Source organism: Streptomyces polygonati (genome assembly GCF_042650325.1).
Lineage (GTDB): Bacteria > Actinomycetota > Actinomycetes > Streptomycetales > Streptomycetaceae > Actinacidiphila > Actinacidiphila polygonati.
In genome coordinates this window covers 493772-517600 of sequence record NZ_JBHSBB010000014.1, presented here as the reverse complement: position 1 = coordinate 517600, position 23829 = coordinate 493772, and the positions used below count along the sequence as shown (strand labels likewise).

Annotated in this window: 19 protein-coding genes; 4 read left to right on the top strand and 15 right to left on the bottom strand. The window is 72.7% G+C overall.

All coding sequences use genetic code 11. From position 1 onward, the window contains the following. The first annotated feature begins 150 nt into the window (after positions 1-150). Both ACFO3J_RS22945 and ACFO3J_RS22940 read left to right on the top strand, forming a co-directional pair. Positions 151-2205: a TerD family protein gene (locus tag ACFO3J_RS22945; protein ID WP_386432225.1), complete on the top strand. Its 2055-nt coding sequence runs from the start codon at positions 151-153 to the stop codon at positions 2203-2205. 145 nt (positions 2206-2350) lie between these two features. Beyond that, positions 2351-2791, top strand: a complete 441-nt coding sequence (locus ACFO3J_RS22940) for a hypothetical protein (RefSeq protein ID WP_386432222.1) — start codon at positions 2351-2353, stop codon at positions 2789-2791. A 28-nt stretch (positions 2792-2819) separates the two neighbouring features. On the opposite strand, the gene ACFO3J_RS22935 is transcribed toward ACFO3J_RS22940, so the two are convergent. From ACFO3J_RS22935 to ACFO3J_RS22910, 6 genes are all read right to left on the bottom strand, one after another. After that, entirely contained in the window at positions 2820-4460 is a 1641-nt protein-coding gene (locus ACFO3J_RS22935; RefSeq protein ID WP_386432219.1) for a sensor histidine kinase, read from the bottom strand. Between the two features lie 4 nt (positions 4461-4464). Next, positions 4465-5214 carry a response regulator transcription factor gene (locus ACFO3J_RS22930; RefSeq protein WP_386432216.1) on the bottom strand — a complete coding sequence of 250 codons (750 nt, stop codon included), beginning with the start codon at positions 5212-5214 and terminating at the stop codon, positions 4465-4467. 175 nt (positions 5215-5389) lie between these two features. Then, positions 5390-6232 carry a hypothetical protein gene (locus tag ACFO3J_RS22925; protein WP_386432213.1) on the bottom strand — a complete coding sequence of 281 codons (843 nt, stop codon included), beginning with the start codon at positions 6230-6232 and terminating at the stop codon, positions 5390-5392. Between the two features lie 31 nt (positions 6233-6263). Then, entirely contained in the window at positions 6264-7484 is a 1221-nt protein-coding gene (locus ACFO3J_RS22920) for an ABC transporter permease (RefSeq protein WP_386432210.1), read from the bottom strand. After that, positions 7481-8407 carry an ABC transporter ATP-binding protein gene (locus ACFO3J_RS22915; RefSeq protein WP_386432208.1) on the bottom strand — a complete coding sequence of 309 codons (927 nt, stop codon included), beginning with the start codon at positions 8405-8407 and terminating at the stop codon, positions 7481-7483. Before ACFO3J_RS22915 ends, ACFO3J_RS22920 begins: the two co-directional genes overlap by 4 nt. Beyond that, positions 8404-9774 (bottom strand): efflux RND transporter periplasmic adaptor subunit, encoded by a 1371-nt coding sequence (locus ACFO3J_RS22910; RefSeq protein ID WP_386432205.1) that lies wholly within the window; start codon positions 9772-9774, stop codon positions 8404-8406. Before ACFO3J_RS22910 ends, ACFO3J_RS22915 begins: the two co-directional genes overlap by 4 nt. A gap of 339 nt (positions 9775-10113) precedes the next feature. On the opposite strand from ACFO3J_RS22910, the gene ACFO3J_RS22905 reads away from it, so the two are divergent. Beyond that, entirely contained in the window at positions 10114-10851 is a 738-nt protein-coding gene (locus tag ACFO3J_RS22905; protein WP_386432202.1) for a hypothetical protein, read from the top strand. A gap of 83 nt (positions 10852-10934) precedes the next feature. Here ACFO3J_RS22905 and ACFO3J_RS22900 read toward each other — a convergent pair whose 3' ends face one another. From ACFO3J_RS22900 to ACFO3J_RS22890, 3 genes are all read right to left on the bottom strand, one after another. Next, on the bottom strand, positions 10935-12287 hold the full coding sequence (locus ACFO3J_RS22900) for a ricin-type beta-trefoil lectin domain protein (RefSeq protein ID WP_386432199.1): 1353 nt from the start codon (positions 12285-12287) through the stop codon (positions 10935-10937). Positions 12288-12709: 422 nt separating this feature from the next. Further along, a complete protein-coding gene (locus ACFO3J_RS22895) occupies positions 12710-15238 on the bottom strand; it encodes a CehA/McbA family metallohydrolase (protein WP_386432196.1) in 2529 nt (842 codons plus the stop codon). A 646-nt stretch (positions 15239-15884) separates the two neighbouring features. Further along, positions 15885-16370 carry a prevent-host-death family protein gene (locus tag ACFO3J_RS22890; protein WP_386432193.1) on the bottom strand — a complete coding sequence of 162 codons (486 nt, stop codon included), beginning with the start codon at positions 16368-16370 and terminating at the stop codon, positions 15885-15887. Between the two features lie 550 nt (positions 16371-16920). Here ACFO3J_RS22890 and ACFO3J_RS22885 point away from each other — a divergent pair. Then, a complete protein-coding gene (locus tag ACFO3J_RS22885; protein ID WP_386432190.1) occupies positions 16921-17742 on the top strand; it encodes a GOLPH3/VPS74 family protein in 822 nt (273 codons plus the stop codon). Here ACFO3J_RS22885 and uvrA read toward each other — a convergent pair whose 3' ends face one another. The 6 genes from uvrA to ACFO3J_RS22855 all read right to left on the bottom strand — a co-directional run bounded on the left by uvrA (position 17743) and on the right by ACFO3J_RS22855 (position 23782). After that, on the bottom strand, positions 17743-20211 hold the full coding sequence (uvrA, locus tag ACFO3J_RS22880; protein WP_386432187.1) for an excinuclease ABC subunit UvrA: 2469 nt from the start codon (positions 20209-20211) through the stop codon (positions 17743-17745). Positions 20212-20293: 82 nt separating this feature from the next. Beyond that, on the bottom strand, positions 20294-20527 hold the full coding sequence (locus ACFO3J_RS22875) for a DUF6126 family protein (RefSeq protein WP_386432185.1): 234 nt from the start codon (positions 20525-20527) through the stop codon (positions 20294-20296). A gap of 60 nt (positions 20528-20587) precedes the next feature. Beyond that, entirely contained in the window at positions 20588-22273 is a 1686-nt protein-coding gene (locus ACFO3J_RS22870; protein ID WP_386433050.1) for a SulP family inorganic anion transporter, read from the bottom strand. Between the two features lie 74 nt (positions 22274-22347). Further along, the gene (locus tag ACFO3J_RS22865; RefSeq protein ID WP_386432182.1) at positions 22348-22698 is read right to left on the bottom strand and encodes an ArsR/SmtB family transcription factor; all 351 of its coding nucleotides are present in this window, start codon (positions 22696-22698) and stop codon (positions 22348-22350) included. Between the two features lie 5 nt (positions 22699-22703). Beyond that, positions 22704-22895, bottom strand: coding sequence for a hypothetical protein (locus ACFO3J_RS22860; RefSeq protein ID WP_386432179.1), 192 nt, complete (start codon positions 22893-22895; stop codon positions 22704-22706). Between the two features lie 176 nt (positions 22896-23071). After that, positions 23072-23782 carry a TetR family transcriptional regulator gene (locus ACFO3J_RS22855; RefSeq protein ID WP_386432177.1) on the bottom strand — a complete coding sequence of 237 codons (711 nt, stop codon included), beginning with the start codon at positions 23780-23782 and terminating at the stop codon, positions 23072-23074. Between the last annotated feature and the right edge of the window lie 47 nt (positions 23783-23829).

The following is a 23829-nucleotide window of genomic DNA, read 5'->3' as shown; positions in this document are numbered from 1 at the left end:
GCAGAGCCGCGGCAACCGGCCCCAGTACGGCAATCGGGACGAAGGGGCATCGAATCCGCGTGGGCGGCGGTATGGTGCGGGCTCCACCTGCGGGGGTGCGGGCGGGGTCACACGACGGGCAGGGCGAGCACGGCGGGGCGGGGCGGGCGTATGCGGGAAATGACCAAAGGGATGAATGTCGGGCTGGCCGCGCTCAGCGAGGACGCGGGGGCGGTGATCGCAGGACTCGGCTGGAGCAGCGCCAGCGGGGACGGGGACGCCGATGTGTCGGTGCTGCTGCTCGACGCGGACGGCAAGGTCCGCGACGAGGAGGACTTCTACTTCTACAACCACCCCTCGGCCACCGACGGCAGTGTGCAACTGCTGGGCAAGACACCGACGGCCAACGGCAGCGAGGACCGGATCAGCCTCGATCTGACCGCGACCCCCGACGCGATCGAGCGGATCGTCCTGGCGGCCAGCCGTTACGGCGGCTCCGGCTTCGGGGACCTGGACGATCTGCGCTTCACCCTCGCCGACCGGACCGGGGAGACCCTGCTCGGTTTCTCCGTCCAGGACGCCGAGGCGATGCGGGCGGTCATCTTCGGCGAGCTGTACCGGCGCGACGGCGGCTGGAAGTTCCGGGCCGTCGGCCAGGGCTACGCGTCCGGACTCGCCGGGCTGGCCACCGACTTCGGCATCGACGTGGACGACGACGGCGAGACGGAGCAGGACGGCGCCCTCACGGAGGGTCTCACCGAGCGCCTCACCGAGGGTCTCGCGGAGAGCCTGACGGGCAGCGCCGTAGAGAGCCCCGCGGGCGGCCGGGCAGCGCTCCCGGAGGCGGCTGCCCTCCCGGCCAAGCTGCTCACCGTGCCCGCCCAGGCACCGGCCCGCGCCGGGGAATCCGTACCGCCGACGCCCCAACGCCCCCGTACCGCCCGCAAAAAGGTCACCCTCCCGGCCCTGGCCCGCAAGTCCCTCGCCGAGAACGACTCCTGGCGCCCGGCCCGGCTCTTCCCGGTCGGGACGCTGAAGAGCGACCATGAACGCGAGACCAGGGCCACCTCGGTGCTGCTCGCCGTGATGGCTCAAGTGCCCGAGTTCGGACGGCGGTTGACGGCCGGCTTCGGCGCGCCGGCCGGCCGGATGGAGACCTTCACCGAAGTCCCGCTGCGGCACGGCGACGCCCCGCGCCGACCGGACGGCCTGATCCGGGTCGAACGTGCCGGCAAGTTGTGGACCGCGCTGGTCGAGACAAAGACCAACGGCAACGCGCTGCGCCAGACCCAGGTGCAGGACTACGTGGACATCGCCGCGCGCCGGGGCTACGAAGCGGTGATCACCCTGTCCAACGACGTGGCCCTGGAGGGCAGTCCGCTGGTCGAGGTACGGATCGACGGGCGCCGCAAGCACAAGGTGGCGCTGTGGCACCTGTCCTGGGCCGAGGTGACCCACCAGGCGCAGATGCTGATCCGGCACGAGGGCGTCGGCAACGCGGCGCACGCCTGGCTGCTCCAGGAACTGCTGCTCTACCTCCAGCACGACAACTCCGGTTGCCATGGCTTCCAGAACATGGGTCCGGCCTGGGTGCCGGTGCGCAACGCCATCGACAACGAGACGCTGTGCGAGGGCGACCCGCGGGCCGTCGAGGTGGTGGAGAGCTGGGAGCGGCTGATCCGCCAGGTCTGCCTGCGGCTCGGCGGCGAACTCGGCCAGAAGGTGCTGCCGGTGCAGAAGGCCAGGCGCGGCAGCGACCCGCACTCCCGACGGGCGGCGCTCGCCGACCAGTTGTGCCGGGACGGCGTGCTGCACGCCGAGGTGAAGATCCAGGACACCCCCGGCGTCCTCGCGCTCGGCGCCGACCTGCGCACCGGCAAGCTGCGGACCTCCATCGAGATCCCCGCGCCCGAAGTGGGCTACCCGCTCAGCTGGGTGAAGCGGCTGGTCCGCCAACTCGCCGACGCACCGGCCGATGTGCACGTGGAGACGATGGTGGACGGGCCGGCCGGCGGTCCGCGCGGCACCCTGGAGCGCCTGCGCCCGGAGCCCGCCGACCTCCTCCCCAGGCCGCCCGCCGCCATCACCGGCTTCCGGCTGTCCCTGTTCAAGGGGATGGGCAGCACCCGGGGCAACGCCGAGTCCGGCTTCATCCGGAGCGTGGACGAGGCGGTGGACCGTTTCCACGCGACCGTCGTCGTCGCGCTGGAGCACAAGGCGAGGTGACCGGCCGCCGTCGCCCGTACGCCGTACGCGGGAGGGCGTACGGGTACGGGCGGCGTAGGTGTGCGGTGACGGGCGGACACGGTGGGGGCGGGTCGATAGTGTTCGCCGCCAAACGTCGCCGTGGCGTGCTCTGGGGGAGAGAACCATGAAGCGTAAGGCCTCGATCGCTCTGCTGTTACTGCTGACCGTGTGCGGGTGCGGTTCGAGCGGGTCGGGATCGGAGGTGCGTCACGCGCCGGCGCCGGGTGCCGCGACGAGTACGGTCACCGCGGCGACGAGCGGTACGGCCACCACCGGCGCCAAGGAGTCCGACGACACCGCGTCCGACGACAAGAACCCGGTGGACGGCGCCCAGTTCTGCGCCTTCCTGACGCAGGAGGAGCCCAAGCTCAAGAGCGCCGGGTCGCAGCCGGGCGCGGAGGCCGAGTTCGCGATCGACCTGGCGAGCTGGATCGACGAGCATCCGGGCCAGAAGCCGCGCACGGCGGCGGACCTGGACAGCGCGTCGCAGCGGTCGTGCCCGAAGGTCCGCACGGCGGCGGTGGCGGACCTGGGTGCGAGCAGCTTCGAGGACTCGCTCGGCTGATCCGGGCAAGGCCCGGCGCTGACCGGCCCTACGAACCCGCCGAGGGCAGCCGGACCCGGAAGGTCGCGCCCTGCCCGGGTGTGGTGTCGAGTTCGACCTGCCCGCGGTGCGCGGCGATCAGGGCGGCGGCGATGGACAGGCCCAGGCCCGCGCCGCCGCCGCGCTGGCGGCTCCGGGAGGCGTCCACCCGGTAGAAGCGTTCGAAGACCCGGGCGGCCTGATCGGGTGTGAGGCCGGGGCCCGCGTCCGCCACCTCCAGCACGCCGTGGCCGTCCAGCGTGCCGACGCCGATACGGACCGGGGTGCCGGGCGGGGTGTGCGCGACCGCGTTGCCCACGAGGTTGGCGACCACCTGGCGCAGCCGGGCCTCGTCGCCGAGGACGGGGGCCGGGCCGGGCGGGGTGCCCGGGCCGCCGGGGCCGGTCAGCGACACCGCGCGGGAGGGGTCGAGCGCGGTGGTGTCGTGCAGCGCGTCGACCGCGAGGGTGCGCAGGTCCATCGGGGCGAGCTGCACCGGCCGCTGCTCGTCCATCCTGACCAGGGTCAGCAGGTCCTCGACCAGCCCGCCGAGCCGCACCGCCTCGCTCTCGATCCGGGCCATCGTCCGCTTGACGTCCGCCTCGTCGGGCAGCGCGCCCATCCGGTACAGCTCGGCGAAGCCGCGGATCCCGGCCAGCGGGGTGCGCAGCTCATGGCTGGCGTCGGCGACGAAGCGCCGCATCTGCTCCTCGGAGGCGGCACGGGCCGCGAACGCCGACTCGATCTGGGCGAGCATGCCGTTGAGGGCGGAGGAGAGGCGGCCGGTCTCGGTCCGCGGCGAGGCGGCCGGCATGCGGTGGGACAGCGGGCGGCCGGCCGCGATCTCGGCGGCGGTCGCCTCGATCTGCCGCAGCGGACGCAGCCCGGCCCGGATCGCGAACCAGGCCGCCACGCCCAGCAGCGCCGCCACCACCGCGCCGATCAGCAGGAAGCCGGTGCTCAGCCGGCTGGTGGTGGAGGCCACGTCGTCCAGCGAGGCCGCGACCACCACCCCGGCGGGCAGCGCCGAGACCACCGTGCCGTTCCGGGTCAGCGCGCCGGAGGACAGCCCGGACGGCACGCTCACCGGCTCGATCAGCACCCGCCACCGCCCGCCGCCGTGGTCGCTGGACACGTCGAACGGCTTGTCCAGGTGCGCGCGCAGCGCGGTCGCGTCCATCGACGGCCACAGCGGACGCGGGTCACCGGCCGCCACCGGGAGCCGGAACTGGTCCGACACCCGCCCGTCTGCCGCCGCGAAGGCCACCACGAACTGGCTGGGCAGCCATGGCCGTGTCCCGCCGCTCCCGGAACCGTTCGACCGGATGAAGCGCGGCGCCGGAATCCCCTCGGTGCCCAGCCGCCGGGCGAGCGGCTGCCCGTACCGCTGGAGCTGCTGGTCCACCCGCTGCTCCAGCCGGCCGCGCACCGAGCCGAGCACGACGGTGTCGCTCACCGCGAGGCCGAGCAGCACCAGCACCAGGGACAGCAGGACGAGCCGTGAGCGCAGCGAGATCGCGGACGGGCGCAGCGGCGGCGCGGCCGGCCGGAAGCGGGGCAGGGAGAAGCGCGGGAGGGAGAAGCGGCTCAGCCGGAAGCGGGCCCCGGGGAGCCGGGCCGGCGACGGTCGCGGCAGCGAGAGGCGGGACATCGGATCAGCCCTGCGCCTGGGCGCCGGCCGGCCGCCGCAGCACGTAGCCGACCCCGCGCACCGTGTGGATCAGCTTGGCCGCGCCGTCCGCCCCCGAGTCCACCTTCCGCCGGACATACGAGATGTACGACTCCACGATGCTCAGGTCGCCGCCGAAGTCGTACGCCCACACATGGTCGAGGATCTGCAACTTGGACACCACCCGGTCGGTGTTGGCCATCAGATACGCCAGCAGCTTGAACTCGGTCGGCGACAGCGAGACGGGGTGCCCGGCGCGGGTCACCTGGTGGCCCACCGGATCGAGGACGAGATCGCCCGCGACGAGCCGGCCGTCGTCGGTGGGGCCGCCGGTCCGGCGCAGGATGGCCCTGATCCGGGCGATCAGCTCCTCCAGACTGAAGGGCTTGGTCACATAGTCGTCGCCGCCGGCCGTCAGCCCGCTGATCTTGTCCTCCACGCCGTCCTTGGCGGTGAGGAAGAGCACCGGCAGCCGGTCGGGGACCCCCGCCGCCGTACGGGCGTGCGGCCCCGACTCCTCGCGCAGCCGCTGCACGACCGCGAAACCCGACATGTCGGGCAGCATCACGTCGAGCACGACCAGGTCGGGCCGTTCCCGGGCGACCGCGGCCAGCGCGTCCGCCCCGGAGGCGGCGGAGACGACCTTGAAGCCGACGAACCGGAGCGAGGCGGACAGCAGTTCCCGGATGTTCGGCTCGTCGTCCACGACCAGCAGACTGGCCTCGGGCGTGTCCATGGAACTCCTTCCTGGGGCCGTGACGGCGTCGGTACATGAGCCGCGCGAGCGGCGGAAGCGGCACGGGTACGGCACGGACAGGGCGCGCAGACGGCACGGATATGCCGGACGGGCGTACGGCGCCGCGGCGAAATGTCGGCCGCTGCACCGTACGCCCTGGAAGGTAAGCGCGGAATCAGTTCCCGCCGCCGGTCCCGCCGGCCGTACCGGTGCCGCCCGCCGCGCCCGCGGCTCCGCCCCGGCCGCCGAAGCCCGCGAAGCCGCCGCCCGCCGGGCTGCCCTGGGTGACGGTGGTCGCCTTGATGTCGCCGTTGGACTGCTGGCTGCCCCGGACGGTGACCGACTGGCCCGCCTTGAGGTCGGAAACCTTGCCGTCCTTGGTCTCGCTGACCTTGGTGGAGCCGGCCGTGGTGACCTTGACGATGTTGCCCTGGGCGTCGGTGACGTAGATCGTGCTGCCGTCGACGAGCTTGACGGTGCCGAAGGTCACACCGCCGCCAGCGCCGCCGGCCGCACCCGCGCCGGCTCCCGCGCCGCCGGCGGCGCCGGTCCCGGTGCCCGCGCCCGCCCCGCCCGCGCCCGTCCCACCGGCGCCACCGCCGAAGCCCCCGAAACCGCCGAACGAACGACCGCCGGTGGCCCCGCCCGCGCCGGTACGGCCGGCCGCGAGCTGGGCGAAGGGGTTGGACCGCGCCCCGCCCAGGTGGTTCTTCTCCACCAGCGCGCCGCCGGCGAAGGCGCCCGCCGCCACGACGCACGCCGACAGCAGCAGCGTCAGCCACGGCAGCTTGCGCCGCGGCGGCGCGGCCAGCTCCGCCGAGATGTCCCGGGCGTCCGGCGGCTCGGCCAGGATGTCCTCGGGCCGCTCGGCGGGCGGGCCGCCCGGGCCCTGGACGATCTCGCCCCGCTCCAGGATCCCGATCCCGCTCTCGTCCTGCTCGGGAACCATCGGCAGCAGCTCGGTGGCCTCCTCGCCGGTGTCCCGCTTGACCAGTTCGCCGCCTCGGCGTCGCCCCATGCCCGCCACTCCCTTGTGTGTCCTCGTCCGCTCACTCATGCCGCAGCGCCTCGATGGGCCGCAGGCTCGCCGCGCGGTTGGCCGGGTAGCTGCCGAAGAACAGCCCGATGGCGACGGCGATGGCGAAGGCGCCCCACACCGAGTCCGGGATGATCACCGGTTTGATACCGACGATGGTGAAGCGCGAGCCGATCAGCCCGGCCACTACTCCCAGGCCGCCGCCGATCAGCGACAGCAGCGTGGACTCGGCCAGGAACTGCCCGAGGATGACGCCCTTGGGCGCGCCGATCGCCTTGCGGATGCCGATCTCCCGGGTCCGCTCGGTGACCGTCACCAGCATGATGTTGGTGATGCCGATGCCGCCGACCAGCAGCGAGATCGCGGCGACCGCGCCCAGCAGGACCGTGAAGGTCTTGTTGGTGTCCGACTGGGTGCTCAGCAGGGATGCCTGGCTGCTGACCCGGAAGTCCAGCGCGCTGGCGTTCTTGATGCCGTGCGTGCCCATCAGGATGGTGGTGATCTCGTTCTGCGCGGGCGTGGTGGCGTCCGCCGACTTCGCCTCGACCAGGATCTGGCTGACCGGGCCGAAGCCGCTGAACGCGTTCTGCACCGTCGGCAGCGGCGCGATCACCGTGTCGTCCGGGTCCTGGAAGCCGGTGCCGCCCTTGGTCTCCAGTACGCCGACCACGGTGAACGGGGTGCCGCCGATGACCAGCTTCTTGCCGACCGGGCTGACCGTGCCGAACAGATCGGTGGCCGTGGTCGAGCCGATCACCGCGACCTTGCGGGAGTTGAGCACGTCGTCCGCGCTGAAGTAGTCGCCCTTGCCCTGCGCGACCTTGCTGTTGGACGCCTTGAAGTACGCCGGGTAGGTGCCGACGATCTGCGGGACGGTGTGCGAGGTGCCGTCGTAGACCGCGGTCTGCGAGGTGGTCACCTCGGGCGCGACCGAGTCGATGTCGGGGGCGTCGGCGGGATTCGCCAGCGCCCGCGCGTCGTCCACGGTCAGCGGCTTGGTCGATGTCGCGCCCGACCCGCCGCCGCCGAAGCCGCCGCCGGAGGAGATCGTCAGCGAGTTGGTGCCCAGCTTCTCGATGGAGTCCTTGACCGACTGCGAGGAGCCGTTGCCGACCGCCAGCAGGATGATCACGGCCGCCACGCCGATGAGCACACCGAGCATGGTCAGCCCGGAGCGCACCTTGTTGGCCGACAGCCCGCCGACGGCGAACCGCAGCGTCTCGAAGGGGTTCACCGCACGCCTCCCGACAGGGCCTGCGGGTGGTGGGTGGCGAACCCGGCCGGGTCGCGCAGCGCGGGCGGCGGCCCCTCGGCCGGTCCCTGCCGTACGTCGGCGACGACCTGGCCGTCCACCAGCCGGATGACCCGCTTGGCGTGCCGGGCCACTTCGTCCTCGTGGGTGATCAGGACGACGGTGCGGCCCGAGTCGTTCAGCCGGTCGATGATGGCCAGGACATCCTCGGTGCTGCGGCTGTCCAGATTGCCGGTCGGCTCGTCGGCGAGCAGCATCGCCGGGGCGGTGACCAGTGCGCGGGCCACCGCGACCCGCTGCTGCTGGCCGCCGGACAGCTCGTTGGGCCGGTGGTCCACCCGGTCGGCCAGGCCGACCAGGGACAGCGCGGCCAGCGCGCGGCGGCGCCGTTCGGCGGTCCGCACCCCGGCGTAGGCGAGCGGCAGTTCGACCTGGGCGAGCGCGGGGGTGCGCGGCACCAGGTTGAACGACTGGAAGACGAAGCCGATCTTGCGGTTGCGGACCAGCGACAACTGGTGCTCGTCCAGGCCGCCGACGTCGATGCCGTCCAGCAGATAGCGGCCGGAGGTCGGCACGTCGAGGCAGCCGAGGATGTTCATCAAGGTGGACTTGCCGGAGCCGGAACTGCCCATGACGGCCACCATGTCGCCCTGTTCGACGATCAGGTCGACGCCGGGGGACTCGCCGGTCCGCGGGTCGATCGCGCCGCCGAGGGCGCGGACGGCCGCGTCGCCGTGGCCGTAGGTCTTGAGCAGCGAGCGCACCTCGATGACCGGCGCCCTGCCCCAGGGGCCCTCCTCGCCAGGACCGGCCGGCTCCCCGGCCGCTCCCGGGGGGCCCTGGCGGCGGTGGAGTCCGGGGCGGGCCCGGCCCAGCCGCTCGGTGAAGGCCTGCTTCACGTTCATCCGCGGCCACCCCCGCCGCCGGCGAAGCCGCCGGTACGGAAGCCGCCACCGCCGCCGCCGAACCTGCCGCCGCCGCCCGCGCCGATGCCGCCGGGGAACGCGCCGCTCGGGAAGCCGCCGTTGCCGGCCGAGGCGACCTGCGGGATCTGCACCTGCTGGCCCTGGCGCAGACCGCTGGTGATCTGGTCGGCGCTGTCGCCCTCGACACCCACGGTGACATTGGTGCGGGTCGTGGAGCCGTCGGCGTTGACCACCAGGACCGTACGGTTGGCGCCGGTGCCGGAGACCGCGGCGGTCGGCACGCTGAGCGCGTTCGTCGCCTGGCCGGTGGTCACCTGGATGCTGGCGCTCAGGCCGGTGCGGAGGTTGGACGTGTCGGAGGTGATGGCGAGGGTGGCCGCGTACTGCACCGCGCTGCCGCCGCTCGCGCCGCCGCCGGAGCTGGAACCGCTGCTGACCGGGAGCGAACTGATCGACAGCACCTTGGCGTCGAGCACCACGCCGGCCTCGGCGTTCAGCGTGACGGTGGCGGTCTGGCCCGCCTTGATCTTGAGGGAGTCGGCCTCCGAGAAGTCGGCCTTCACCTGCATGCCGGACGGGTTGGTCAGCACGATGAAGCCGGTGGGCGCCGAACTCGTCGACGTGCTGGCGCTGCTGGCGCCCGAGCCGGAGCCCGATCCCGAACTGCCGCCCGCGCCGGCGCCGTTGCCGTTCGTGCCGGAGACCGTGTCGCCCTTGGCGCTGGCCACCGAGGCGACCGTGCCGGACACCGGGGCCTTGAGCACACAGCCGTCGACCGCCCGCTGAGCGGCGTCCACCGCGTTCTGGGCCTGGGTCAACTGGGCTTGCGCCTGGGCGAGTTGCGCGGGGTCGACCGTCGGGGTGGGCGACGGGGTCGGGGTCGGCGTGGCGCCGCGGCCCTCCCCTGAGTCGCTGCCGGAGTTACCCGAGTTGCCGGTGGACGGCGGGAGTTCGCCCGCCTCCACCTTGGTCAGATTGGCCTCGGCCGCGGTCAGCGAGGCCTGGTCCTGCTGGAGCGTCTCGTCCGCGGTGGTGGGATCGACCCTGGCCAGTATCTGGCCCTTCTTCACCTTGTCGCCCGGCTTGACGTCCACCGCGGTGAGCGTGCCGCCCGTGGTGAAGTCGACGCCCGCGTCGCTGGGCGAGGCCAGCGAGCCGGAGCCGGAGACGGTGGCCAGCACTGTGCTCGTGGAGACCGTCGCCACGCGGCCGGTGCCGGCGGCCGCGGAGCTCCCGCTGCCGTCATCGTGCACCGCCGCGTAGGCACCACCGGCGCCCGCGAGGACCACCACGCCGAGCACGGAGTTGATCAGGACGGCCCTGCGCCGCCGTGGGAGCACCTTCATGCCGCGCATCCTGGCCGCCGAGGCCTTTGAAGTCCTGGGAGAACCCTGGGAGTTCGCTGGGAGTGGGAGCGGGTGTCCCGGCCCGCCGAAGGGCGGCGAATCGGGACCGAACGGGCATAGCGGGCCGGAATCCGGGACTCCGGTGGCCTGCGGGGCGCGATGTTCCCCGGGAACTCACAGCTCGGTCCCCGACAGTCCCCACCTGTGTGCGGTTCAGTCTGGGCCGTCGCCTGCCGGCACGCGCCAGCTCTCCCGCTGCGCGCGTGCGCGACTGCGGCGCGTTTCGAACCGGCCGGGCCCCTTCGGGCCGGCCGCAGCTTTCCGAGGGGACGTACGGACATGACCTGGACCACCACCAGCAAGGCCGCCGGGGCCACCGCCGGGGCCACCCGGGCCCGTACCGCGCTGCGGGCCGGCCTGTCCGTGACCGTGCTCGCCGCGTCGGGAGCGCTGCTGCTGACCGCGTGCTCGTCGTCCTCCGGCTCGTCGAACGCCTCGGGTACGCCCTCGGGTTCGGCGTCCGCGGCAGCGTCGCCGGGGGCCTCGGGCGCCGCGGACGGGGCCGCGGGCGGGGCGAACAACGCGGCGGCGATGGACAAGTACCGCCAGTGCCTGTCGCAGCACGGCGTCAACCTCCCGACCTTCACCCGGCCTTCGGGCGGCGCGCGGCCCTCCGGTTCGCCGGGCGCCGGCGGTCGCGGGGGTTACGGCGGCTACGGCGGCGGGCGCGGTGGCGGCGGCTTCCCCGGCTTCGGCGGCGCCTCGCCCGACGCGGCCACCCAGAAGGCGATGACCGCCTGCGCGTCGCTGCGCCCGCAGTTCGGCGGCCGGGGCGGGGCCGGCGGCGGCGCCAACAGCAGCGCCTTCCAGGCCTTCACCAGCTGCCTCAAGGACCACGGCGTCACGCTCCCCACCCCCTCCCCCGGCGCCACCAACCGCCCCGGCGGCGGTGGCTTCGGCGGCTTCCGAGGCATCAACACCTCGGACCCCAAGACGGCGAAGGCGTACACCACGTGCAGTCCGCTGCTGCCCCAGCGGCCCGCAGGCGGGGCGCCTTCGTCGAGCCCGTCCGCCTGACCCCACCACCGGCCCGGCCCCCGGCCGGGGGGGGTGAGCCCTCCCGCTCCGGGGACCGGGCCGGTCAGGTCAGGACGATCGGGTCAGGACGGGAGGTGCCACTGCTGGTTGGCGCCGCCGGTGCAGTCCCAGATCTCCACCTGGGTGCCGGGGGTGGTGGACCAACCCGTGTCGTCCAGGCACTTGTTGGACTGCGGGTTGTACAACGAGCCGTTGGACTGCGGTATCCACACCTGCGAGCCGGTGTTGTTGCAGTCGTAGAGGTCCACCGGGGTGCCGTTGGCGGTGCCTCCCGCGTAGACGTCCAGGCACTTGCCCAGCACGTGCAGGGTGCTGCCGGCCTGGACGACGGTCCACTGCTGGGCGGTGGTTCCGTTGCAGGTGTAGACCTGGACCGGGTTGTAGTTGGCGTTACTGCCCGCGCGGTCGTCCAGGCACAGGCCCGCGTAGCCGGTGATGGCGCTGCCGCCGCTGGGCGGCGGCGGGTTGGTGCCGCCCCCGCCGCCGGTGCTGTAGGCGGCGACGTAGCCGACGCTCATCGTCCCGCCCGAAGTGGTCGCCGAGCTGGGCGAGTTGCAGCCGCACACGCCGTTCGGGAAGCCGCCGCCCATGGCGAGGTCGAAGATGATCGTGAGGTTGTGGTCGAAGGCCTGGCTCCAGGTGGACGCGCCCACCTGGCCCTCGGTGACGGTGAAGTAGGCCGCGCCGTCGAGGTAGAAGGTGATCGACTCGGCGGAGGTGTTCGTCCGGTCCAGGATCATCGAGTACGTGTGGAAGCCGCTCTGACAGCCGCCGCAGCCGCGCAGGCCGCTGCCGATCCCATTGCCCTCGTTGCACACGCCGCCGGGATACGTACCGCAGTGGATGGTGCCGGCCACCTGGGACAGCGCGTTGACGTCCTCCATGATGTCGATCTCGCCGTTCTCGGGCCACTGCCCCGGCCCGAGCATCCAGAAGGCCGGCCAGTAGCCGAGCCCGTTGCCCGGGCCAGGCTGCTGGATCGACGCGCTGACCTGCAACTTGCCCCCGGCCGGCGCTCCGACCACCGCGCTGGGCGTGTGGATCCGCCCCGAGGTCCAGTTGCTGCCGCCGCCGAGCGCGGTGATGTTCAGGTGACCGTTGCCGTCGAGGTGCACATTGCTGGTCGAGTTGGTCATCGTCTCGATCTCGCCGGTCCCGAAGTTCGACCCGGGGCCGGTGTCGTACGTCCACTTGGACGCGTTCGGCGCGCTGCCGGACGCCCCCGAGAAGTCGTCACTGAAGACCGTGCTCCAGCCCGCCGGCGGCGCGGGCACGGTCACCGCCTCGGCGCCGGGCGTCCCGGCCGCGAAGACGGCGAGCGCGCCGAGCACGACCGGGAGCGCGAACCGGCGCCATCGCCCGGCCAGCGGGGCGAGCCGCGAAGCGGCCCGTCGGGGGGTGGAATGATCAGTCACGTGATGCTCCTGACGATCCGTCAGAACGGGGTGGGGGGACAGCAGCACGGTGGCCGGCCACCACAACCGCGGACAGCGGCGCCCGGCGCGCATCAGGACCGCACAGCCGGCCGGGCCGTACGGTCAGGTGGGTGGTGAGTTCTGATCGGTAGCGATTGAACTCGTGGACATGCCAAGCCGTCAAGGCAAACGCACCGGCACCCGTACAGCTACGCGCCCGGCACCACCCGCCCGCAGCAGCGGACGCCCGACCCCAAAGGGGCGCGAGGAACTGCGCGCCCAGCCACAACGCACCGCCAGCCACCCACCGACCGCACCCACCACCACCTCCCCCGGCAGCGCGGACCACCGACGGCATAAGCCGCCGGTGGTCCGCACAAGGCCCGCGGCAGCACACCGCGGAGGCCGGCCGCGGCCGGCGTTCAGCTCACCCGGGTCACAAAGACCTGCTGGGTCGCGTCCCGCTGCGCCCGCCCCGCCCCGCGGTCACTCGTGAAGACGACAACCCCGCGATGCGCCGCAGGCCACGTGTTGTTGCCGCGCGTCGTGACCTGCTGGCCCGCCGACCAGCCGGACTTCAGGTCGAGCGTGGCGGTGAAGATCTTCCAACGCCAGTCCGTCGCCCGGGAGTCGTACCAGACCGCGCGTACCGAACCGTCCGCGTCCTGGCTCAGCCGGGCCCGCTGGCTCATCGCGTCCGGGGCCAGGGCCACCTGCTCGAAGGGCGTCCAGGTCGTACCGCCGTCGGCCGAACGGCTGGCCCGCAGCTGGAGGTTGGCGCCGGAGCTCTGCAGCGTGCCGCTCTCCCAGATCGCCACGAACGTACCGTCCGCGTCGACCGCCAGGCCCGGGTGCCGGTCCGCGCGGTCGGTGACCGCGCTGACCTGCACCGGCAGGCCCCAGCTGCGGGCCGGCGCCTTGCGGACCGCCGCCAGGATCTGCCAGTTGTCGGGGTCGGTGCCGCCGCTGGCCGGCTGTCCGGCGGGCGGGGTGTGACCGGTCCACAGCGGGTCCGGGTCGTAGCGGTCGTCCTGCCAGCTGATCACCGCGTGCCGGTCGGCGCCGACCGCGACGACCGGGAAGAGCGACGCGGGGAAGCGCGGCGAGCGCGCGTCGGTCGGTACGCCGGCGCTGATCGTCTTGCCCGCCGCCGAGATGTTGACCGCGGCCCGGTCGATGCCGACGATCTGCGCGTACACGTCGAAGGCGCCGTCGGTGTTGTCCGACCAGGCGACCAGCGGGTGCTTGGCGTCGATCAGCGCGAGCGCCGGGTTGATCGCGCGGCCCTGGCCCTTGCTGAGCCGCTGCGGCGCCTTGAAGGAGTTACCGCCGTTGGTGCTCTGCGCCAGCAGGATCACCGGCTGGTGCGGCTGCTCCCTGCCGAGCTCGTCCTGCCACACCACCCATACGTGATCGCCGGCCGCGGCGACCCGCGGGAAGCGGGCGGTGGCCGAATCACCGGACAGCGTCAGCGACTTGGCGACCCGGCCCTTGTTGTCGAGGCGGTGGTAGACCACCTGGGTGGCCTGGTCCCGGTGGACCTCGGTGACGACGTGCGTGACCTTGCCGTCCACCGCCACATCGGGGAATCCGGTGAAGCCGCCCTGCTGACCGCTGACCAGGGTGGCCGGGTCGGCGCTCGTGTCGGCGGCCGGAAGCGCGATCTCGGGCTTCGGGACGGCCGGGGCGCCGACCGACAGGAAGATCGGCGAGGTCGCGCCGCGCAACTGGTCCGGCAGCGTGGGGTCCGCCTCGGAGCCGGAGGCGGACCCGGGAGAGCGCGCCTCGACCCGGTACCACGTCTGGTCCGTACCCTTGAGGACCAGCGGGAGTTCGTACGTCTCGTTGGCCTGCTGCGGAGTGAAGGTGGCGATCGGACCGGCCGACCGGCCGGGAGCCGCGTACACATGGATCGTGGTGCCCAGGCCCGCCTTGACCTTCACCCGCAGCGCGGCCTTCTTGGGCAGGCGCGCGGAAACGACGATCTCGTCGCCGCCCATCGCCTCGAAGACGCCGTCGCCGTCGGCGTCCGCCTCGATGGTGAGGAAGGGGCCGGTGATGTTCTGGGAGACCGTGGTGTGGCCGGCCCGGAAGCCGTCGAGGATCGCGCGTACGGAACGCTCGGCGGCGAAGACGTGCGTGGTCGGCTCGCCGGGCGCGTCGACGTCCCACAGCTCGCGGAAGTGGCAGTCGCTGGCCGCCGACACACCGAAGCGGAAGCCGGCGTTCCAGCGGTTCTCCGCGTAGTCGACCTCGGCGTCCGGGTCGCTCGCGACGTTCAGCACCTCGACCAGGTCCGCGCCCTGGACGCTGGCGTTGTCGTTCACGCCGGCCGCCGGGGTGTACTCACCGTCGTCGGGGTGCGCCTGCGACCAGACCGCGTCCTGCGCGTGCACGTCCCAGACGGACTGCTGCACGTGGCGGAAGCTCGCGGACCCGGGCGGGTTGGCGCCGTCCACGACGACGTCCACATTGCCGAGCACGATGGCGTGCGGGGAGCCGTTGGCCTCCTCACCGGGGAGCAGCAGCAGCTTCGACGACTTCCACTGGGGGTCCCAGACCTGGTCGTAGGTACGGTGATCGGTCAGCGGCATGAAGTCCAGGCCGGTCTTCTCGCCCTCGCCGATCTGGTCCCCGACGGGGAGATTGCCCGGCAGGGTCTGCTTCGACGTCTGCCGGGGCCCGCTGCCGTCCGACGAGTGGTCGTCGTGCACATGGGTGTCCCCCGCGAGCCACTGTCCCTTGGGCGGCTTGGGCCCCTTGGCTCCCTTCGCCGCCGCGGCCTCCTTCGCCCCCTGGCCGCCGGTCCCGCTGGCCGCGTCCGCGGTGCCCACGCCGACCCCGGCCACCGCGACGGCGGCACCGGCCACGGTCACGAATCTCCGGCGGGTCAGCTCCCCCGACTCGGCCGCCTCGTCCCCCGGACCGCTGGTGTCCCTCGGTGTTTCCATCTGCGCGCGCCTTTCGTCCACCACCCCCTCGCGGAGCGGTGCGAATCATTAGCGACGCTAAGGAACTCCGTGTGCCACGAAATGAACCCACTCCGAAGCATTCATGCTGATCACCCGAACATCACGGGCCGCAACGCGGCCGCCACTCGTCGGCGCCCGGCGCCGCGTCCATGCTCGCCCAGCCCACGGCCTATCCGTCCGAAACCCGAAATTCATCGCGCCGAGCACCGGACGACCGGCCAAGCCCTCCACAGGGAGACCGGGGTCTGCCTACCCCGGAGAATCCACGGGGTGAGCCAGCTACTCGGTGTCCTTCGGATGCCGAGGCGATGCGTACACCAGGATCACCGTCGAGGTCTCGGGGCTGACCAGGTAGCGAACGCGACCACCGCTGGTGATCTCGTACTCCCACTGCTCCAGCTCTGAACCCTTCCATTCCCTGGTGGCGTGCCTGCCACGGAGTTGGGCTGGCGGTTCCAGTTCGCACGGGAGACCGGATCACTGCGAAGCGCTTCCAGGCACCGATGGGCATTCGGTAGCGCGACACGACACAACTCCTCCCAACCAGTCGCTGCCTCTGTCGTCCCGTGGATCACGTTCCAGCCACTCAGTGGCGGAACACTGACGCGGTCGCCTTTCTTCGGGCTCACTCGTGCACTTCCACCGGGCCGAGGTCCCCATCACCCAACGGACGCAGAGCTTCCCTGAGCTGCTGAGGGTCGGCGTTGATTCGGGCGGTCGCCCGCCACGACACGATCGCCCGGTGAACCGCCTCCCTCGCCCCCAGCTCGGCTGCGTCGGACAGCGCGTCCAGGAGTTCCACGGTGAACGCACGCACCTCTTCGTCATCCAGGTGCCGCACCCAGGGGAAGACCTCCGGAAGCGCGAGAAGCAGTGACCGAGCACCATCGCTTTGCTTCATGAGAGCGAGGAACAACCGCGACGCCGTCGTCAGGTTCTCCTCGGTGCGCTCGGCGTGTGCGGCCGTGGTCAACACCATGTCGGGCGCGTCCCGGTGTGTGACGCGCAGACTTCCCAAGGCAGCGGCCCTGGCAGCTACGGCTTTCGGATTCCGGGACAGATCGGTGAACGAGACGGTTTCGGAGTCTGGCTCCACATGGGCAATGCTCATACTCAGACCATACTCTGACTACGCTCTGATTTCTAGCGACAGCTGGGCATAGCCGATCAACCGAACAGGATCGGAGCACCCGACCCGAGCCGGCCGCGTCGAAGCTCTGCGTACTCCGTAGCCCCTCGGGCGAAACGTGGGAGCCCACTTCACGGCAGGCCCTCTCGGGAGTATCCGATGCTTCTCAGCGCTGGGTGGTCACTCGTCGGCCGAGCGGCCGAGGGCCTTCCGGACCTGCTCGGACAGTTCCTCCGAACGTCGACCCCCGCCCTGGTTTTCGCGGCCGGCGAATTCCGTGCGTTCGTCTGTGGCGTGATAACCGGTGAGTTCAACGAGGTGTAGTGGCCCCGGTTGCCTTCCGGGATCAAGAGCGCCCGCCCCCTCCCGGGACGGGCGCTCCTTCGTGTACGGCGGCGGCGCGCGGCCGACCCGTGGGCCGCGCGGGCGCCGGGCCGGTGGTGGGATCGCTCCTCCGCCCAGTTGGCCGCCCGGCCCCCCAACACCCCCCGAAGCCCCCGCCGCAGGCGGGTGGGCGCCTATCGTTGGCGGGGTGGAGACACTCGGCGAGGACATCCTGTTGTTGGCCATCCGCCCGAACGGGACGATCGGGGCGTCGGCGGAGATGCGGTTCGCGCTGTCGGGGTCCGAACTCGTGCGTCTCGCCGGGGAACGCCGGATCGAGATCGTCAAGGACCGGATCGTGGTGCTCGATTCGGCGCCCACCGGTGACGCGCTCCTGGACGCGGCGCTGCTCAGCATCGGGTCGTCGCGGCGGCCGCCTCGGCCGAAGGCGTGGGTCGCGCGGGAGCGGAAGCGGCTGGTGGAGACGTATCTGGAGCGGCTGGCGGCGGCCGGTGTCGTGCGCGCGGAACGGCGGAAGGCGCTGGGGCTGTTCCCGGTGACCCGGTGGGCGGTCGTCGACGTGGGGCGGCTGGCGGGGGTGAGCGCGCGGCTGGACGGGATCGCCCGCTCGTCCGGGCCGGTCGGCTCAGCCGAGGCCGCCCTCGGCGGACTGGTGCACGCGATCGGTCTGGACGCGTTGCTCTACCCGGGCTGGGACGGTCGGGCCGCCCGGCGCCGTCTGAAGGAGATCGCCCGCCGCGACCGTACGGCCAAGGCGGTGCGCGCCGCCGCGGACGGAGTCGGCGACGCGGCGTCGCACATCTCCACGGCCGCCGCGAGCGCCGCCGCGACCGACGCCGCCGTCGGCGCGGCCACCGACGCGGCGATCCGCGCCTCCGTGCAGGCGGCCACCGATGCCGCGGTCAGCGCGGCGGTCGACTCGGCGGTCGACTCGGCGATCTCCGCCTCCGTCGACGCCACCCACCACGCCGCCACCCATGACAGCGGGGGCGGGGGCCACCACCACTGATCAGGAGCGCGCGAGCCGGGCCGCGAGATAGGGCGCGGTGGCGCTGCGGCGGGCCCTCGCCACCTTGGCCGGCGGGCCCGCCGCGACCACCCGCCCGCCCGCGTCGCCGGCGCCCGGCCCGAGGTCGATGACCCAGTCGGCGGTGGCGATCGTGTCGAGGTCGTGCTCGACGAGGACGACCGTGTTGCCCGCGTCAACGAGCCGGTGCAGCTGTCGCAGCAGCAGCGCGATGTCCGAGGGATGCAGCCCCGCCGTCGGCTCGTCGAGCAGGTAGAGCGCGTGCCCGCGGCGGGCTCGCTGCAGTTCGGTGGCCAGTTTGATGCGTTGCGCCTCACCACCGCTGAGTTCCGTCGCGGGCTGCCCCAGCCGCAGGTACCCCAGTCCCACCTGGCGCAACGTCTCCAGGCTGCGGGAGGCGGCCGGGACGGCGGACAGGAACTCGGCGGCGGCGTCGACGGACAGCCCCAGCACTTCCGCGATGTTCTTGCCGCGGTAGGTGACTTCCAGCGTCTCGGCGTTGTACCGGGCGCCCTCGCAGGTCGGGCACGGCGCATAGGTGCCGGGCAGGAACAGCAGTTCCACCGCGACGAATCCTTCGCCCTGGCAGGTCTCGCACCGCCCTTCGGGCACGTTGAAGGAGAACCGCCCGGCCGAGTAGCCGCGCGCCCTGGCCTCGTCCGTCCCCGCGTACAGCTTGCGCACCGCGTCGAACATCCCCGTGTACGTGGCCAGGTTGGACCGGGGAGTTCGGCCGATGGGCCGCTGGTCGACCCGGACCAGCCGGTCGAACGACTCGACCCCCGACGCTTCCTGGACGTCGATCTCCAGCCGCGCCTCGTCGGCCTCCTCGGGTACGAGTCCGAGGTGGCCGCGGACCACCTCGGCGAGCACCTGCGTCACCAGCGTCGACTTTCCGGAACCGGACACGCCCGTCACCGCCGTCAGTACACGGAGCGGTACGTCGACGGACACATCGCGCAGATTGTGGCGTGAGACGCCGCGCAGGTGCAGCCAGCCGTGCGGTGCGCGCGGGCGGTGATCGAGCGGCTGGGCGCGCCCGAAGAGGTACTGGCCCGTGGCCGACTCCCCGACCCGCTCAAGACCGGCGACCGGGCCGCTGTACAGCACGCGCCCGCCGCCCTCGCCCGCGCCGGGGCCGATGTCGACCACCCAGTCCGCCCGCCGTACGACATCCATGTCGTGCTCCACGACGAACAGCGAATTGCCCGCCGCCTTGAGCCGGTCCAGCACGTCCAGCAGCGGTTCCGCGTCAGCCGGGTGCAGCCCCGCGGAGGGTTCGTCGAGGACGTAGACGACGCCGAACAGCCCCGAGCGCAGCTGGGTGGCGATCCGAAGGCGCTGCGCCTCGCCGGGCGACAGGGTCGTCGAGCGGCGCCCGAGGCTGAGATATCCGAGGCCCAGGTCGAGCAGTACGTCGACCCGCGCGACGAGATCGCCGCAGATCCGGACCGCGGCCTCGGTCGTCTCCCCGGAGCGGGCGGTCGACGTGGTGGCGTCGGCGTCGGACCGCCCCACGACGGGCCGCAGCAGCGCCACGACCTCGGTGAGCGGCATCGCGTTGATCTCGGCGATGGAACGTCCGGCGAAGGTCACGGCGAGCGCCTCGGGCCGCAGTCCGCTGCCGTGGCACTCGGGGCAGGGCACACTCCTGACGAACCGGAGCGCCCGTTCGCGCATCTTGTCGCTCTTGGAATCGGCGAGGACGTGCATGACGTGCCTGCGGGCGCTCCAGAACCTGCCCTGGTAGCCGTAGTCGACGCGGTCCTCCTCCGGCTCGATGTACACCGAGGGCTGCTCGTCGGTGTAGAGCAGCCAGTCCCGGTCCTTCTTCCTGATCCTGCGCCACGGCCGGTCGATGTCGATCCCCAGGCCGCTCACGACACTGCGCAGGTTGGCGCCCTGCCAAGCGCCCGGCCAGGCGGCGATCGCCCCCTCGCGGATGCTCAGCGACGGGTCCGGGACCAGCAGGTCCTCGGCGACGTCGTGCACGACGCCCAGTCCGTGGCACTCCGGGCAGGCGCCGGCCGCGGTGTTGGGTGAGAACGACTCGGCCTCCAGCCGTGCGGCCCCGGGCGGATAGGTGCCGGCGCGGGAGTACAGCATGCGCAGCAGATTGGACAGCGTGGTGATGGTGCCGACCGTCGAGCGCGAGCTGGGCGACCCGCGTCGCTGCTGCAGGGCCACGGCCGGCGGCAGTCCGGTGATCTCCTGCACGCGCGGTGCGCCGACCTGTTGCAACAGCCTTCGGGCGTACGGTGCTACGGACTCGAAGTAGCGCCGCTGGGCCTCCGCGTAGAGCGTGCCGAACGCGAGCGAGGACTTGCCCGAACCGGAGACGCCGGTGAAGGCGACCATCGCGTCCCGCGGAACGTCGACATCGATGTTCCGCAGGTTGTTCTCACTGGCGCCCCGGACATGCACGAAGGGGTCGGTCGCGTCCTTGTTCACCGTTCCTGATTACCTGATCGCGCCGGGAGCCGCGCGACAGGCGCCGCCACCGGGCCGAGGGTCCGTCGTTCGCGGTGCCGGGTCACTTGTGCGCGTGGGAGCCGATATAGAAGAAGAGCCATATGACGCCGGCCAGTACGTGCGTCCCGGCGACGTAGAAGATGACGCGCAGCCGGGTGGCCTTCTCCTTCCACTGCTCGGTCTCGCCGGTGACGACCGGCGGTGCGGCCGGCGCTGACCAGGACCCGGCCCCGGAACCGGACCCGGACGCGAAACCGGACTCGGACCCGAGTTCCGGCGTGGCCTCGTCACTCATGCGCGCTGCTCCCGTCATCGGTCACGCCCGTACACCGCGGCGGCCACGCCGCCACCTCGCTCACCGGACCGTCCCGGCCTGCTCGGGGCGGGGCGCCGCGTGCGGCTGCGGCTGCGGCTCGGAGGGGGGCGGGGCGGGCAGCAGGCCGGCGCCGTGGAGGTGGGCCCGGGCGAAGGCGATGGCCTCCGGGGTGCTGGGGAAGACGCGGCCGGTCGCGTGCAGTCGGTCCAGGACGCCGAGCGCGGCCAGGCGGTCGCGGTGGTCGTCGCGTACGCCCGAGACCAGGACGAGGGCGCCGCGCCGGGCGAGTCGGTCGATCGCGTCTCCGAGCACCTTCGCGCCGGAGGAGTCCAGCGCGGACACCCGCGACATCCGCAGGATCACCACCCGCACATCGGCCTGCTCGGTGAGTTCCAGCAGGAAACGGTGGGCCGCGGTGAACAGCAGCGGCCCGTCGATCCGGTAGGCGACGATGTGTTCCGCCAGCAGCTCCTGCTCCTGCTCGTGGTGGTCGCCGGGCGGCAGGTCCGCGTGCAGGGGGACCTGCTCCAGCCGGGCCTCCCGGGTGACCTGGCGAAGGGCGAGGACGCCGGCCGCCAGCAGCCCCGTGAGCACGGCGTTGACCAGTGTGGAGGCCAGGGTGACGGCGGCGGTCAGCCCGATGACCAGCGCCTCGCCGCGACCCGAACGGGCCAGCGCCCTGAGCGAGCCGACCTCGACCATCCGGATCGCGGTGGCGATCAGCACTCCGGCCAGCGCCGCCAGCGGGATGCCCGCGACCAGCGGGGCCGCGGCGAAGACGATCACGGTGAGCACGGCGGCGTGGATCAGCGCGGACAGGCGGGAGACGGCGCCGGTACGGACGTTGACCGCCGTACGAGCGATGGCGCCGGTCGCCGCCACGCCGCCGAACAGCGGTGCGGACAGGTTGGCCAGGCCCTGCCCGAACAGCTCGCGGTTGCTGTCGTGCCGCTCGGAGACGCTCATCGCGTCGGCGGCCGAGGCCGACATCAGCGACTCCAGCGCGGCGAGCGCCGCCACGGCCAGCGCCGAGGGCAGCAGCGCGGGCAGGTGCGCCGACTCGAAGAAGGACAACGAAGGCGCGGGGATGCCGGCGGGCAGGTGCCCGATGGTGGCCACGCGCAGCTGCCCGACCCGCACCAGCAGGGTCGCGAGCACGACCCCCACCAGGGAGAACGGCACCGAGGGCCGCAGCCGCGCACCGAGCAGCATCAGCAGTACGACGCCGGCGGCCATCGCCGTCGCGGTCCACTCGGGGTGGGCGGCGAAGTCTCCGACCGCCTTGGCCGCGATCACCGCCGGGTTGTCACCCGAGGGAGCCTTGACGCCGAGGGCGGCGGGGACCTGCTGCAACCCGATGACGGCGGCGATGCCCAGGGTGAAACCCTCCACCACCGGCACCGGCACATAGGACATCCAGCGGCCCGCCTTGGCCAGCGCCAGCGCGATCAGGAGGGCTCCGGCGAGCAGACCCACCGTCAGGACGCCGTTCATGCCGTACCGGTGGACGATCGGGATCAGGACCACGGTCATGGCACCGGTCGGGCCGGTCACCTGGAGGTTCGAGCCGCCGAAGACCGCCGCGACCGTCCCGGCGATCACCGCGGTGACCAGGCCGGCCTCCGCCCCCGCACCGGACGAGATGCCGAAGCCGAGGGCCAGCGGCAGCGCGACGACCGCCACCGTCAGCCCCGCCACCAGGTCCTTGCGCGGGGAGCGCCCCATGGTGGCCAGAGTATGGCGGTTCGGCAGCACCGAGCGGAGCCTGTTCAGCGCGGCGGCGCCGATCTGCCCGGCGTTCACGCGACCTGGTCCGCCGCGGCGTCGGCCTCGCGGAGTTCGGTCAGCAGGTCCTGCTGGTCCGCCAGCAGCTCGGTCAGGATCCGGCGGGCGGCGCGCACCAGATCGGCGACGTCCGTGCCGGCCAGCGCGTAGACGACGGTGTCGGCCTCGCGGGTGGAGATCACGATGCCCGAGCGCCGCAGCACCGCGAGCTGCTGGGACAGATTGGAGCGCTCGACCTCGATGTTCGCCAGCAGATCGCGTACCGGCTTGGGACCGTCCTGGAGCAGCTCCAGCACCCGGATCCGCACGGGGTGCCCGAGCATCCGGAAGAACTCGGCCTTGGCCTGATACAGCGGGACCGGCACGGCCCTCAACTCCCTGTCCGTTTCTCGTCCCGCCCGGCCGGGGGGACTTCGACGCCCTTGTCGAAGGCGGACCGCAACGCGTCCTCCAGCTCGTCCAGCGCCGCCCCGAGCCCGGCGGAGGCCGACCCGGCCGCCTCCTCCAGCGCGATCCGGGCAGCACGGACCCGGGCGACGACCTGCTCGGCGAATTCGTCCAACACGACTCCACTGCGGGGAAATTGCCTGCCCCTCGTACGGGGGAGCGGCGCCTTCCCGCCGGCCTCCGGTACGTACGGCCTCGGCCCACCATGTCACTAATTGAAGAAATCTTCAATTGATGCCGCTGCTGCCGCGGGGGCGCGGCCGGGCCTGCCCGGGGGTGCCCGCCGCCCAGTCAGCTGGTCCGGGGCTCGGCCTGGGGCTGGGGCTGGGGCTGGACCAGCAGGCCCAGGATCGTCGCCTCGGTCAGATCGCGCAGCCGGTAGGGGAAGTCGACGGCGGCGTGGGCCAGGCGCGGGTCCTGGGCGTAGAGCCGGGCCAGGGTCGGCGGCGGGTTGCTGGTCTGCCAGAGGGCGGCGGCCAGCGCGGTGACCGCGGCGACCAGGTCGGCGGCCTGCTGGGCAGCGAGGGCGGGCAGCGCCGAGGCGAGGACGGTGCGGATCTCGTCGACGGCGGCGAGCGCGGTGAGCTTGAAGGTCCGGACGGCGTCCAGCGAGACGTTGCGCTCCAGGTGGAGGGGGGCGTGGGCCAGCAGGTCGCAGAAAAGCGGCCGGTTGACGAGGGTGGCGGCCACCCGCGCCGCCACGACCTGCGGCGGCACCGGGCCGGACGGAAGGCTCAGGCGCAGTTCGTGCGCCCACTCCTGCCAGCCCTCAGCGGTGATCTGGAGGAAGACCTCTTCGCGGGTCTCGAAATAGCGCAGCACCGCGGACTTGTGGACGCCGGCCTCGGCCGCGATGTCGGTGAGGGTCACCGCGCGGACGCCGTCCCGCAGGCCCAGCGTGCGGGCGGCGTCCAGGATCGCCCGGTGCCGCTGCTGCTTGTGCTGCGGGCTGCGGGCGCGCTGGAAGGCGGGCTGCGCGGGCTGCTGGGGCGGATTCGTCATCTTCTCACTTTAACGCAACGAGGTTGCATTGTTAGCGAAACGATGTT

Excerpts from the sequence above, each read along its gene's own strand:
- ACFO3J_RS22925 (WP_386432213.1), bottom strand. The coding sequence starts at position 6,232 with ATGGGGCGACGCCGAGGCGGCGAACTGGTCAAGCGGGACACCGGCGAG.
- ACFO3J_RS22935 (WP_386432219.1), bottom strand. The coding sequence starts at position 4,460 with ATGTCCCGCCTCTCGCTGCCGCGACCGTCGCCGGCCCGGCTCCCCGGG.
- ACFO3J_RS22855 (WP_386432177.1), bottom strand. The coding sequence starts at position 23,782 with ATGACGAATCCGCCCCAGCAGCCCGCGCAGCCCGCCTTCCAGCGCGCC.
- ACFO3J_RS22870 (WP_386433050.1), bottom strand. The coding sequence starts at position 22,273 with ATGGGGCGCTCCCCGCGCAAGGACCTGGTGGCGGGGCTGACGGTGGCG.
- ACFO3J_RS22930 (WP_386432216.1), bottom strand. The coding sequence starts at position 5,214 with ATGGACACGCCCGAGGCCAGTCTGCTGGTCGTGGACGACGAGCCGAAC.
- ACFO3J_RS22905 (WP_386432202.1), top strand. The coding sequence starts at position 10,114 with ATGACCTGGACCACCACCAGCAAGGCCGCCGGGGCCACCGCCGGGGCC.
- ACFO3J_RS22895 (WP_386432196.1), bottom strand. The coding sequence starts at position 15,238 with ATGGAAACACCGAGGGACACCAGCGGTCCGGGGGACGAGGCGGCCGAG.
- ACFO3J_RS22890 (WP_386432193.1), bottom strand. The coding sequence starts at position 16,370 with ATGAGCATTGCCCATGTGGAGCCAGACTCCGAAACCGTCTCGTTCACC.
- ACFO3J_RS22945 (WP_386432225.1), top strand. The coding sequence starts at position 151 with ATGCGGGAAATGACCAAAGGGATGAATGTCGGGCTGGCCGCGCTCAGC.
- ACFO3J_RS22875 (WP_386432185.1), bottom strand. The coding sequence starts at position 20,527 with ATGAGTGACGAGGCCACGCCGGAACTCGGGTCCGAGTCCGGTTTCGCG.
- ACFO3J_RS22940 (WP_386432222.1), top strand. The coding sequence starts at position 2,351 with ATGAAGCGTAAGGCCTCGATCGCTCTGCTGTTACTGCTGACCGTGTGC.
- ACFO3J_RS22915 (WP_386432208.1), bottom strand. The coding sequence starts at position 8,407 with ATGAACGTGAAGCAGGCCTTCACCGAGCGGCTGGGCCGGGCCCGCCCC.
- ACFO3J_RS22910 (WP_386432205.1), bottom strand. The coding sequence starts at position 9,774 with ATGAAGGTGCTCCCACGGCGGCGCAGGGCCGTCCTGATCAACTCCGTG.